Source organism: Nitrospirota bacterium (assembly GCA_016219645.1).
Lineage (GTDB): Bacteria > Nitrospirota > Nitrospiria > Nitrospirales > Nitrospiraceae > Palsa-1315.
In genome coordinates this window covers 84,369-97,043 of the sequence record JACRLR010000030.1, presented here as the reverse complement: position 1 = coordinate 97,043, position 12,675 = coordinate 84,369, and the positions used below count along the sequence as shown (strand labels likewise).

General features: G+C 55.4%; 14 protein-coding genes and 1 tRNA gene. 3 read left to right on the top strand and 12 right to left on the bottom strand.

What is annotated here, in order from left to right:
* From HZB34_12140 to ccsA, 10 genes are all read right to left on the bottom strand, one after another.
* Positions 1-129, bottom strand: a 129-nt coding sequence (locus HZB34_12140; GenBank protein MBI5316714.1) for a cell division protein FtsH, incomplete at its 3' end; no start/stop codon positions are given.
* A gap of 113 nt (positions 130-242) precedes the next feature.
* Complete coding sequence (gene hpt / locus HZB34_12135) at positions 243-782, bottom strand: hypoxanthine phosphoribosyltransferase (protein ID MBI5316713.1); 540 nt, start codon at positions 780-782, stop codon at positions 243-245.
* Positions 783-788: 6 nt separating this feature from the next.
* On the bottom strand, positions 789-2,309 hold the full coding sequence (gene tilS, locus HZB34_12130) for a tRNA lysidine(34) synthetase TilS (GenBank protein MBI5316712.1): 1,521 nt from the start codon (positions 2,307-2,309) through the stop codon (positions 789-791).
* Positions 2,260-3,216 carry a bifunctional riboflavin kinase/FAD synthetase gene (locus tag HZB34_12125; GenBank protein ID MBI5316711.1) on the bottom strand — a complete coding sequence of 319 codons (957 nt, stop codon included), beginning with the start codon at positions 3,214-3,216 and terminating at the stop codon, positions 2,260-2,262. The genes tilS and HZB34_12125 overlap by 50 nt, the downstream gene beginning before the upstream one ends.
* A 5-nt stretch (positions 3,217-3,221) precedes the next feature.
* The gene (gene hemB, locus HZB34_12120) at positions 3,222-4,193 is read right to left on the bottom strand and encodes a porphobilinogen synthase (GenBank protein ID MBI5316710.1); all 972 of its coding nucleotides are present in this window, start codon (positions 4,191-4,193) and stop codon (positions 3,222-3,224) included.
* A gap of 4 nt (positions 4,194-4,197) precedes the next feature.
* Positions 4,198-4,590, bottom strand: coding sequence for a CBS domain-containing protein (locus HZB34_12115; GenBank protein ID MBI5316709.1), 393 nt, complete (start codon positions 4,588-4,590; stop codon positions 4,198-4,200).
* 78 nt (positions 4,591-4,668) lie between these two features.
* Positions 4,669-6,207, bottom strand: coding sequence for a uroporphyrinogen-III C-methyltransferase (cobA, locus tag HZB34_12110; protein MBI5316708.1), 1,539 nt, complete (start codon positions 6,205-6,207; stop codon positions 4,669-4,671).
* A complete protein-coding gene (gene hemC / locus HZB34_12105; GenBank protein MBI5316707.1) occupies positions 6,204-7,151 on the bottom strand; it encodes a hydroxymethylbilane synthase in 948 nt (315 codons plus the stop codon). Before hemC ends, cobA begins: the two co-directional genes overlap by 4 nt.
* Positions 7,152-7,245: 94 nt before the next feature.
* Positions 7,246-8,637, bottom strand: a complete 1,392-nt coding sequence (locus HZB34_12100) for a glutamyl-tRNA reductase (protein ID MBI5316706.1) — start codon at positions 8,635-8,637, stop codon at positions 7,246-7,248.
* Between the two features lies 1 nt (position 8,638).
* Complete coding sequence (gene ccsA, locus HZB34_12095) at positions 8,639-9,442, bottom strand: cytochrome c biogenesis protein CcsA (GenBank protein ID MBI5316705.1); 804 nt, start codon at positions 9,440-9,442, stop codon at positions 8,639-8,641.
* Between the two features lie 62 nt (positions 9,443-9,504).
* On the opposite strand from ccsA, the gene HZB34_12090 reads away from it, so the two are divergent.
* Complete coding sequence (locus HZB34_12090) at positions 9,505-10,272, top strand: 16S rRNA (cytidine(1402)-2'-O)-methyltransferase (GenBank protein MBI5316704.1); 768 nt, start codon at positions 9,505-9,507, stop codon at positions 10,270-10,272.
* 242 nt (positions 10,273-10,514) lie between these two features.
* Here the strand turns inward: HZB34_12090 and HZB34_12085 are convergent, their stop codons facing one another.
* Both HZB34_12085 and HZB34_12080 read right to left on the bottom strand, forming a co-directional pair.
* On the bottom strand, positions 10,515-11,273 hold the full coding sequence (locus HZB34_12085; GenBank protein MBI5316703.1) for a hypothetical protein: 759 nt from the start codon (positions 11,271-11,273) through the stop codon (positions 10,515-10,517).
* 232 nt (positions 11,274-11,505) lie between these two features.
* Positions 11,506-11,592 (bottom strand) — tRNA-Leu (locus tag HZB34_12080).
* A 146-nt stretch (positions 11,593-11,738) separates the two neighbouring features.
* Between HZB34_12080 and HZB34_12075 the strand changes: the two genes are divergently transcribed.
* Positions 11,739-12,017 (top strand): Fe(2+)-trafficking protein, encoded by a 279-nt coding sequence (locus HZB34_12075; protein MBI5316702.1) that lies wholly within the window; start codon positions 11,739-11,741, stop codon positions 12,015-12,017.
* Positions 12,018-12,217: 200 nt separating this feature from the next.
* Positions 12,218-12,673 (top strand): bifunctional nuclease family protein, encoded by a 456-nt coding sequence (locus HZB34_12070; GenBank protein MBI5316701.1) that lies wholly within the window; start codon positions 12,218-12,220, stop codon positions 12,671-12,673.
* The last annotated feature ends 2 nt before the right edge of the window (positions 12,674-12,675 follow it).

The following is a 12,675-nucleotide window of genomic DNA, read 5'->3' as shown; positions in this document are numbered from 1 at the left end:
CGACATAAACTCACTGAAAATCACTTCTTCTTCAGGCTCATGATGCGGCACACTGAACAGGTTAAATAACAAAATCATGAAGAGGCCGACGACGACCCAGAAAAGTATATTCTTCGTCCTGGAATTCATCCAGATCTCCTTGTGGATGGCACTGGCAGAATCAGCACCCCTTAACCGTGCCTGATATTACCACAGGCGCATTCGAACTAACAACCGTGTGCCTGAACCTCGACGACCAAGCCCTACTCTTGCTCTTCCTCCACATCCAATACCGCCAGGTAGGGCAGGTTCCGGTACTTTTGTTGGTAGTCTAGTCCATACCCGACCACATACTTGTTCGGAATCTTGAATCCCACATAGTCGATGACAAGATCGACGGTCCGCCCATCCGGTTTACTCAGCAACGTACAGACTTTAATCGACCGCGGCTTTTTTTGGGCCAAGGTCTTGACCAAGTGCTGCGCCGTCAGCCCGGAATCGACGATGTCCTCCACCAGCAACACATCTTTCCCCTTGATGTCTTCGGTCAGCTCCGTCACCTTTTTTGCCTTGCCCGACTTCTTTGATCGAGATCCATCACTGGTCACCATAAGAAAATCCACCCGCATGGGAATTCTGATTGCGCGGGCCAAATCGGCATAGAAGGCATAGGCCCCCTTCAGCACCCCCACCAAGACGAAATCCTTCCCTGTATAATCGGCCGTAATCTGCTTGCCCAATTCACGTATCCTGGCACGCATTTCCTCTTGCGTCACGATCGGCCGACCGAAGATACGTTCCATACTTCCCTACTCCTTCGCTAAGACCCTCTTGCTCACCGCTACAGCTAAACAGCTGGTCGTGTTACGACTGACGAGGAACCGCTCATCCTGCCTCATGCCCACTACCCAAAGAATTCCTTCAGGAGCCACTAATAATGGAATATTCTGGCGCCTATGGCTAGCAATTTTCCTGTCCGTGAAAAAATCTTGCAGTTTTTTACTTTTCCCCTTCATTCCCTGAGGAAAAAATCGATCACCGGCTCGCCAAGAACGGACCTGAAGCGGCTCCGAATACCGCTCTGCATCGAACAAGACCCGTTCCGCGGACAGCGTGGCCCCTCCCTGCTCCGCGTCACGGCGAGTCATGTGTTGTACATCTATTTGCTGATTCGTTCCAGCCCAATACACAGTTGACGGCACTGAAAGAACCAGGCATTCACTCGTCTTATGCTCTGAACCAGGTTCGTTCTTGTACATCTCTGTGGCCGGACTAAACTGCACCGATCCCTGATCCACGCTCACCAGCACCTGCTTCAGCGAAAGCTGTGCTCCGCTTCTTCCCTTGAGGAGGGCGAGCCGCACTGACTCCACCACCCGAACCGTGCTGGCGTTTCCCTCTTCTTCGTAGGTCCGCAAGACCGCTCGAACGAGACGACGCTGAAGGGCAACCGGCAACTCCATCACAGCCTGACGGTTCAGTCGTTGTACGCCTTCTGGACCATAGCTCACAAGTTCATGCATCAATTTGGTTGTGACTGTCTTTAGGTAGTGTTCGTCCTCACGCAACAAGTCCGCCTGCCGCTGCAACACATGAACAGCAGCCGGCGCCAGCTGCGTAATGACAGGAAGGAGTTCCCTCCTGATCCGATTGCGGTGATAGAGCGACTTCTCATTACTCGAGTCCAGACGATGGGCCAGCCCTTCATGCTCTAAGTATTCCAATACCTCCTCGCGGGTGGAGGCCAGAAGCGGACGAATGATTTTCTCTTCGCGGACATAGGGCATCCCAGCCAACCCGGCCAGGCCAGCCCCTCGCAACATCCACATGAGTATCGTTTCCGCCTGGTCATTGGCGGTATGGCCAACCGCAATGCGGTCCGCCCCTACCTCCTGAGCCAATTGCCTCATGAAGTCATACCGGGCTTTGCGCGCAGCGGCTTGAAACGATGAGTTCTGCCGTCGCTCGGCCAGCTTAGGGCGATGGATGACAAGGGGCAGATGTCGTTCCAGGCAAAAGGTACTCACAAACGATTCATCGCCGTTGGACTCTGCTCCGCGGAGTCCATAGTTACAATGAACCACCGTGAGCTTGAGGCGCCATGGGTCAGCCAGACGATGAAGGAGAGATATCAACGCAATCGAGTCAGCCCCGCCAGACACCGCTACGAGCATGTGGTGACCGGAATGGAACAACTGTTGCTGCCGCACTGTCCGAACAAGCTGGGACAACAACGCCGGTTGTGAGGCAGTCCTGGACGAAGGCTTCAGCACCATTTCCTCAACATCCAAGGTTATTGAGCCCTCTGCCGATTCGCCGTAGGTTGACACGCGCCTGCTCCACATCCTGGGCAATTTGCCTCGACAGCTCATCGGCAGATGCAAAGATATAGTCACCCCGTATCAGCCCCACAAACTGCACGAAAATCTCCTGCCCATACAGATCCCTGGTCTGATCCAACAGATTGACCTCGATCAGCCGTTCGCTCGCTCCAAAGGTCGGCCTGGTTCCAATATAGGCGATCGCGTCATAGATTTGAGCACCGTGGACAGTCCTTGCCGCATAGACTCCATCAGGCGGCACGACCCGGTCCGCTGGTAACCGCAGATTGGCCGTAGGCCAACCCATCGTCCGCCCCTGCTGCATCCCACGTACTACGATGCCTCGAATCCCATAAGTGCGTCCAAGCAACATGGAAGCCTGTTCCATATTCCCGGCCTGGATAAGACGGCGAATCCTACTCGAACTCACCACGTCTCCCTCAATCACCACAGGGGTCACGGGATGTACGCGAAAGGCGAACTGCTCTCCAAGACGCACCAGGTCATCGATACGCCCTGTGCGCCCCTTCCCGAACGCGAAATGGTTGCCCACGAACAACTCCGACAGGGTAAGAGAGCGATGCAGAATCTCTTCCGCAAACTGCGTCGGGCTCATGGCCGCAAAGGCTGGAGTGAAATCGAGGAACACCACTTCGTCGATTCCCGCGGCTTCGAGGTGTGCAAGTTTTTCCTCGGGGCTGGTGAGAAAGCGAAGATCGATATGGGGTGCGAGGATTTTTACCGGATGAGGATCGAACGTCAGCACGAGCGACGTTCCCCGCGCCTTCCGAGCCGTCTCAACCACCGTCTGCAGCAACGCCCGATGGCCCAAGTGGTGGCCATCGAAATTGCCGATCGTGGCGACCGGATACGCACGTGGACGGTTGTCGGAAAGCCCACGCGTCACTTTCAACATGGCCGTCAGCGGAGGAGACGCGCTGCGTCTTTGGCAAAGTAGGTCAGAATAAGATCTGCGCCGGCCCGCTTGATCGAAAGCAACGATTCCATCATCGCCCGCGATTCGTCGAGCCAGCCGGCGTTAGCGGCAGCCTTGATCATGCTGTACTCTCCGCTCACTTGATAAGCCGCCACGGGCAACAACATCTGGGCCCTGGCCGCAGCGATGATATCCAGGTAAGGCAATGCCGGTTTCACCATTATAACGTCAGCCCCTTCTTCGACATCAAGGGCGATCTCTCGAAGCGCTTCCCGACGATTGGCCGGATCCATTTGATACGACTGCCGATCCCCAAATTGTGGGCTTGAAAATGCCGCGTCCCGAAACGGCGCATAAAAGCATGAGGCGAATTTTGCGGCATAGGCCATGATCGGCAACTCTGGAAATCCAGCCTGATCCAGTTCGGCCCTGATCGCCGCCACCCGCCCGTCCATCATATCGGACGGCGCCACCATATCGGCCCCAGCCTGCGCATGGGTCCTGGCCATCGCTCGGAGGCACTCCAACGTTTCATCGTTGAGAATGCGCCCATCCTTGACGATGCCGCAATGGCCGTGATCGGTATATTCGTCGATACAGACGTCGGTCACGACCATCAGCCCCGGGACCTGTCCCTTCACTGCTTTGACGGCCCGCTGCACGATGCCATTCGGATCGAACCCCGAGGTCCCCCGAGCATCTTTCCGGTCAGGAATCCCAAACAGAATAATCGCGGCAATCCCCAAGACGGAAACCTCACTGGCTTCCTTCACCAAGAGATCGACTGAGAGCCGGAACTGGCCTGGCATCGAAGTGATCTCCTCCCGCCGATTTTGCCCTTCGACGACGAACAGGGGATAGATAAGGTCAGACGGGGCCAGACGCGTCTCCCGCACCATGCGACGGAATGCCTCGTGCTGACGCAGCCGCCTAAGCCGCTGGATTGGGAAGCTCATCGGATCACTTCCTTGGAAGATTGGTCAAGAACAGCACGAGGTCACGAACAGAGATCATACCCGCCAACTTGCCGTCCTGAGTGACGCCGAGATGGCGGATATGCGTCTTGGCCATCAGATCGTTGGCATCGAGCAGGGTCTTATTTTCATCAATCGTCAAGATCGGGGCCGACATAACCTGTTCGACCGTTGTCTTCTGGGTATCAGCTCCAGCCGCAACCACCCGCCTGACCATATCGGTATCCGTCAGAATACCGATGATCTCCTTCCCATGCGTCACGAACAGGCTGCCGATGCCACGATCCCGCATAATACGAGCAGCCATCTGAGCACTGGTGTCCCGCTCGACCGAAACAAACTTCTCTCTCGGAACCATGAACGACTTGACGGAAACCATAGTCCTGCCCTCCTTTTGGTAATTCGCCCCACTATCCCGATACCTTCGTCAACCTAATCCAGACATGGAAACGTCGACTCACGCCACATGCTTGAAATGCCTCACGATCGCTTCTGTCAGCGCCGGCACAGTGTTTGTCGCCGGCATGACTGTCACCGTCAACCCATACTCCTCCGCCGTACGTGCCGTAATAGGTCCGATGCAAGCAATGACCACCCGCGCGACGAGTGGCCTCACCGCATCCCGCCCCCCGAACACCTCGACAAAATTACGGACGGTAGAGGAACTCGTGAATGTGACGACCGCCACCTGCCCTTCGTGAAACTGTTGCGTCAAGGATGCAACATCCACGGCCGGAGCGATCGTGCGATAGACGGGGATCACATCGACAGTTGCCCCATGCGCGCGCAACTGTTCCGGCAAAATTTCTCGAGCCACTTCGGCGCGCGGGATCAAAATATGGCTCCCTTGTATTCCCACATGGGTTAATGAAGCAATCACTCCCTCTGCCTGATACTCGGAAGGAACGACATCGGGAGTGAGCCCATAAGCTCCCAGTTCCTGCGCAGTCCGTGGCCCAATCGCACAGAGGCGAAGATTTGCTAACGCCCGTGCATCCTTCTTCGCCACATGAAGACGCTCCATGAAGGGCTTCACCCCGTTGACGCTGGTAAAAATGAGCCATTGGTAGGTGTTCAGACGAGTGACTGCATCATCGATTGGCTGCCAACTGGCCGGGGGCACGATCTGAATCGTCGGAACTTCAACCGGCTCCGCACCATAGGCCGCCAGTAACTGAGAAAACTCGCGCGCCTGTTCCTGTGCGCGAGTGAGGACGATCCGTTTCCCAAAGAGCGGCTTGGCTTCAAACCAATTCAGCTGCCCTCGCAATTGCACCACCTTACCCACAACGATCACCGTAGGTGGTTCTAGATGCGCCGCTTCAGTTCGCTCAACGATATCACACAATGTCCCCACGATGGTCCGTTGACCGGCTCTGGTTCCCCAACGAATCGCCGCGACCGGTGTGTCCGGCGACCGGCCCTCCGACAGTAATCGGTCAACGATCGACGGAAGATTTTTCATGCCCATCATGAACACGAGCGTCCCGGATGCACTGGCTAATTTGGGCCATTCCAACAAGGCCGCAGGCTTGGTAGGATCCTCATGCCCGGCTACAAACGTGACCGTGGAGGCTAACGTCCGGTGGGTCACCGGAATACCCGCATAGGCAGGAACCGCAACCGCTGCCGTTACACCTGGCACAATTTCGAATTCGACCCCCGCAGCAGCCACCGCTTCTGCCTCTTCCCCGCCGCGTCCAAAGACAAAGGGGTCACCTCCTTTGAGCCTGACTACGATGTTCCCATCCTTGGCCCGTGCAATGAGCAGCCGATTGATATTGGCCTGGTCTTGATACCGTCCACGTCCCCGCCGACCGACATAGACGCGCTGTGCCGTGGCCGGAGCATGCTCCAGTAACGCAGAATTGGCGAGATAATCATAGAGGACGACATCGGCCTGTTCCAAACATTCCTTCCCTCTCAGCGTGAGCAGTCCAGGATCCCCTGGCCCCGCTCCAACTAAGAAGACCTTCCCCTTCTTCTGTTTGGTCATGGAGCCCCGTAGATCGCTTGCAGAATCCTATCGCCACCACGTGCGAGCAATCGTTCAGCAAGTTGGATGCCGATGGACTCCGGATCCTCAATGGTTCCTTCAGCGGTATCGCGAATGAGCTCTTTTCCATCCACGCTGGCTACCAATCCTTCCAGTGTTACCCCGGTTCCAACCACAGTCGCATGGGCGGCGATCGGAACCTGACAGCCTCCTTCGAGCCGATGGAGCAATGCACGTTCGGCAAGAACGGCAATCTTACTCGGCGCATGGTCCAGGCCACTCAATATCGAATGGATAAAGAGATCGTCCCGCCGCCCCTCAATCCCCAAGGCCCCCTGGCCAATGGCTGGTAGACTGATCTCCGGAGCAAGATACTCCGTAATTTCATGCGCCCAAGCCAAGCGGCGCAAACCAGCCGCCGCAAGCACGATGGCATCGAACTGTCCAGCCCGTAATTTTTTGAGACGGGTATCCAAGTTTCCGCGCAACATCGCAATCGTGAAGTCGGTCCTGGCATGCAAAAGCTGTGATTGGCGACGCAGGCTGCTGGTCCCGATCCGAGCAGCGTGGGGGAGATCCTTGAACGACTGCCCGTCACGACTGATCAGAGCATCGCGGGGATCCTCTCGTGGCGGCACACAGAGAATGGCTAATCCCTCCGGCAATTCCGTCGGCACATCTTTCATGCTATGCACCGCCAGATCGATCTCGCCGCTTAAGAGAGCTTCCTCGATCTCCTTGACGAACAGCCCCTTCCCGCCAATCTGAGCCAGCGGGACATCGAGAATCTTGTCTCCCGATGTTTGGATCTTCCGCAATGTCACCGTCACATGCGGAGCCAGTGTCTGTAACTGCCCCTGCACCCACTCGCTTTGCTGCACCGCCAGTTTGCTTCCGCGAGTTCCGAGCACGACGGTTGATCGTTCACCACCGACTGTTAGCATAGCTTCCTTTTGCGGATTGACGCGATGACACGGGAGATGACACGTCGGGAACCATTCGCTGGGTTATGAGCTTCTCCAAACTGTCATGGCGCCATCATTGATCGGGCATCTTCGAAGCAGTTCTGGGAGTTGCCTCTTCAATACCCTGTATGTCTGCCTGAGATGTATGGCAAGCCTCAGACTCAGATGACACACGCTGATTCACATCAGGGAGCGCAGGGTCGCTGAGACTGAAAAAACGTCTCGCGGCCTCGACGAAGGCAGCCCCCTCGGAGGAATTCACCTCAGCTTTGAGAGTCACCATCGTGTTATGAATGAGCTTATTCACGATGGACGACGCCAACGCTTCGACCATTTCACGTTCTTGGGCAGACAGATTCGCCAAACGAGCCAAGGCTTTGTCGAGTTCAACCCGCTTGATATCGTCAGCCCGTGAACGGAGCGCGACGATAGTGGGAGTGACCTCCAGAGACTGGAGCCATTGCCGCACAATCCCGACTTCATCCAGCACCATCCGCTCGGCTTTCTCAGCTTCGTTGAGACGCTCCCCACGGTTGTGCTCAACCCTGGTTTTCAAATCGTCGATGTCGAAGAGGAAAGCATTATCGACATGCCGTACCGCTGGATCGATATTGCGCGGGACCGAAATATCGATTAAGAACATCGGACGATTCATCCGTTGCCTGATCGAACGCTGGACGTCATCTTCGCCTACGAGGTAATGAGCGGCGCCGGTCGATACCAAGACGATATCGGCAGAGGCCATGTCCTCCCGAAACTCTTCAAAAGCGACCGGAGTGCCGCCAAAGCGGTTTGCCAATTCCACTGCATGCTGCGGATTCCTGGTCGTCACCCGTACATGCCGGACACCGCTGGCAATGAAATGCCTGGCCGCCAGCTTGGCCATCTCTCCCGCCCCGACCAACAACACCGTCTTCTCACTTAAGTCCGAGAAGATCTTTTTGGCTAATTCAACCGCAGCATAGCTGACCGAGACAGCCATCTCGGCAATCCTGGTTTCCGTCCGCACTCGTTTGGCGACAGAGATCGCTTTCTTCATGACCTTGTTCAGAATGATGCCGGTCGTCTTGTGTGTGAGCGCAACCTCGAAGGCATCCTTGATCTGGCCCAGGATCTGCGACTCGCCGACAATCATGGAATCGAGACTGGAGGCAACACGGAACAAGTGGCTGATCGCTCGATCCCCTTGATGCCAGTAAATGTGGGGGGTCAATTGCTCGGAGGACAACGAAAGGTGGGCGTCTGCCAAGAAGTCCTGGATTCCTCCATACCCTGATTCGATCTCATCGACGACGGCATAGACCTCGACGCGATTGCACGTCGACAATAACATCCCTTCCCGCACCCCCTGGTATGAGCAGAGCCTGGTCAGGGCTTCGCCCATCCGGCTCTCGGGGACCGCAAGTTTCTCGCGGATTTCGACCGGGGCGGTCTTGTGGCTTAATCCAACGACGACAATATGCATATTACGACACCGGTCCGTGGCTCTTGAGAACCACGCCGATCAGGGTCAAAATCACACCGGCAAATCCGATAATCGTAAGATATGCCGCACGTTTGGCTCTCCAGCCCACCGTGAGCCGCCCCATCAGTACCCCAAAGTAGAATACCCATGTCACCAAGGCTCCTGTTTGCTCGGGATTCCAGTTCAGATATGACCCACGGGAGAACTCGGCTGAAAGGGCACCGGTAATGATGCCGAGCGTGAGCAGTGGAAACCCTGTCACGATCGACTGCTGATTCAGATGGTCGAGAAAGTCCAAGGCCGGCAACTTTGAGTAGAGGACATTGAACCGTTTGGACTTGAGAAGTCCATCCTGAATCAGATACATGAGACCGGCCACAAAGGCGATGGCAAACCCCACCGTGCCGAGCATACTCAGGGTCACATGGACCCACAAGGTTCGGAATACCGGCGTAAGCGCCGGAGCGGTTTCCGGCAACGCTGCGGCAGAGACCAGTGAGACCAGTGCCAGAGGAAGGATGAATGAACCAAGTACGTGCAGCCGGTGGCGAAACTCCACGACGAGAAAGACCAGAATCAGCACCCAAGAAAAAAACGACAGGGCTTCCTGGAACCCCGGTAACGAAACTTCGGTCGCCCCGCTCATCCGGGCACCCAAGGCAATGGTGTGTGAGGCAAACCCGGTCGCGGTCATGCCCAGTGAGATATTTGACAGGGTTTCAGAAGGCCGGAGGACGTAGGCGAGAAAGGAGACAGCGGCCGCAAAATAGAGGACCATCGTCACCATAAAAAGCACTGCGGCCATAGAGATCCATCCCCTCGACTTTTCAGGACAAACGAGCTGGTATTAAACAAGGAATTATATCGATGGCACGAGATGGGAGTCAACCAAATGAACGGGAAGGAGTCGACCGATCAGCTACACCGGGCCTTCGTGGCACCCTCTATGTCGTCAGCACACCGGTTGGGCACCCTGATGACATCACCCTTCGAGCCCTGGCCATACTACGCCTTGTCATGATTGTCGCGTCAGAAGATCCTCGCGCAACTCAGGCGCTGCTGGCTCATCATGGAATCACTGCAACGGTCACACGCTACGGGCCGCACGATCGCCATGAGAAAATGCTGCTGCTTCTGCATCGACTCATGGAGGGACAAGATGTCGCTCTTGTCTCAGATAACGGCACCCCTATCATCTACGACCCGGGCTATCTGTTTGTGGCTGCCGCCTCTCAAGCCAGGATCCCCGTGATCACCATCCCCGGCCCCTCCGCATTGACGGCAGCAACAGCAATTTCAGGATTTTCCGGTGATGCGATCATCTTCGAAGGCCGTCTTCCCTCAACCAACCATCGCCTCCTGCAGTATCTCTCTCAATTTCGTAAAGAACGAAAAACTCTCGTGTTCTATGTCAGGCCAAGAGCGCTCACAGGGTTACTGAAATGTCTCACGCAGGTACTCCCAAGGAGGCGAACCGTCGTTGCGATGAATCTCACAACTGGTCAGGAGACGCTCTTTCGCGGGAAGCCGGATGAACTGCTCAGTCAGATCGGGTCAGTGGCGATGGACTCTTCAATCACTGTCGTCATTGAAGGGTATCGGATGAGAAAGCCCGGGAACAACTTGAGCCCATAAGTCGCTGCCGACTCCCCCTCACAGCGACGGATAAGAACTCGTTAAAACCCTTCGACGCGATCTTGCGAAACCACTGTGTGTCCCCCATTACTCATGCTGCGCAGGACGTTTCGTCTTGGATCTCCATCATCCAGAAGCACTGATCTCAAAGTGCAGTATCGAGTAACGGGATAGGGAGCGCAAAAAAGAAGGGGCAGCGCCTCGCTGCCCCTTCCTCACACTCTCACTGCATGTGTCCCGACTTAGTTCTGGCCCTTGACCAAGTTTGGCTTGTTGTAGTCCGTACCATAGTCTGACTTTGTGCTGCTCGCTCCATTGCTCCAGCCCGGTTGGGGCTCACATTGCCAGCAGGGGGCAGAACCGGTAAACTCACCAATCGTGCTCGTGATACCGGAATCGATTTTCCCTGGAAGAACGGAGCCAGCGATACCGCCGGTGATTCCACCACGACTCGTCGCAATCGCCCGTTCACTCTCAGGATCCGGACGCTGTCCCAGTCCTCCGAACCCTTGCTTGGTGGCATCTACATGGGTCACAGATGTCTCAATCACAAACTTCTTTCCCGTACCATAAGGTTGATGGGCCGTCGTTTCTTCCACCACTTGGATCGTGACATCGTCGCCGACATTGAGCTGCTTGATCGCTTGAATGTTCGAACGATCCGTGAGGTACAGGGTCACGACGGTACGCGCGCCATACCCTGACTTGCCTTCCTGCCCTTCGTCGAATACCTTGCCCGCTCCACCCGTTTCAACCATGAGCCTATTTTGGGCCAGGTCAATCGCAAACACCCGGCCATAGACTGTCTCCGGCTGCGACAAACGCTCCAAGAAATTGGAACGATCGAAGGTGGTCACACGCGTACTCGACCCCGACACATCACCAACTCCTTCTCCTACCCCCAATCCGGATTGGTTCGTCTGCAACCGTTCCTGGCCTGTTGCCACACTCACGGAACCGACAAAAAGAATTGCCGCTCCCAGCGCCAACACGTTACGCATGTGCTGCCTCCTCGGTGAGATTTATCAACATGAACCTGAAATGCCCGACAATGAAGTTGGAACCAACATCGTGAATTCGACGCTTCTTCTTCGTATAACAACGGAACTATAGGCGACGCTCTCGAACATGTCAACCGGGGAAAATGCCAACGTTTTTTGAATTTGTTCGCGCAGGATCCGAACGCTCGACTTGTGAAAATCCCACATCGCTCGTCGGCACTGTCTGAACCGATGGTGCCCAGAGGGAGGGTCGAACTCCCACTCTCTTGCGAGAACCGGATTTTGAGTCCGGCGCGTCTGCCAGTTCCGCCATCCGGGCATATCCGTTCAATCCATCATATGGGCGAATCTTCTTAACACGAAGCCATGCCCCGGTCAATCCACACCCCTCTTTCCTTACCTAGATCACAGTGTTACAATTCGTCGCTCATACTCACCTCATACCTATTGGGAAGGACTCTCACCATGGCAGAAGTCCAGTGCGTCACGTGCGGACAAGCCGGGGAAACCATCACAGACCCTCTCTTCATGGGAAAGCTTGAGACTGAAATCAAAGCCAAGGTTTGCAAGCCCTGTTGGAAAAAATGGGAAGGCATGCGGGTCATGGTCATCAACGAGTATCAAGTCAATTTGGGCGAAGAGAGCGGCAGAGAACTCGTCAAGAAGCAGATGAAGGCCTTCCTGAAAATCGGGGAACAGGCAGATACCGGAAAACTCGATCAGAACTATCGCCCACCTGCCTAAGCGCCGATTGCTGTGACCCTGAGTGGAGCCTCCTGACTCGACCGGTGATCGCCAGAACCTTCCATGAATTTCTCCAGCGATCTCACAGGCTTCGTTGACAGGCAGATTTCTGAAGTGCTACATTGACCCACTCGTGATCCATCTGCCAAGGTGATCAAGATCTCCTCGCTAGTGAGCTGAGGAAGGGGAGCAGGTTTGTTGTGATTACACAGATGCAGGTCAAGGGACTCATGTTCGACCCTTCCAATAATGCGTATATCGTCGTGTTACGCGACGAGGAGCATTCAGAGATGCTTCCCATTTGGGTTGGAAAGTCAGAAGCAGGCGCGATCAGCATGGCATTGGAAAACGTCACGCCGCCTCGGCCGATGACGCACGACTTCATGAAGTCGCTTCTCGATGTCTACGACGCCAAAGTGATCAGCGTCGTCATTACAGACCTGTCTGAGCACACATATTTTGCCAAAATCCATTTGATGTACGAAGATTCAGAATACACGGTCGATGCCAGACCCAGTGACGCGCTTGCGATTGCGCTTCGAAGCAACGCCCCAATTTTTGCGAACGATTCGGTCATCACCAAACAGAGCTCCGATGAACTCCAGCAGTGGCTAGAGAATCTCAAACCGGAAGATTTTGGCAAGCTGGACTCCTGATC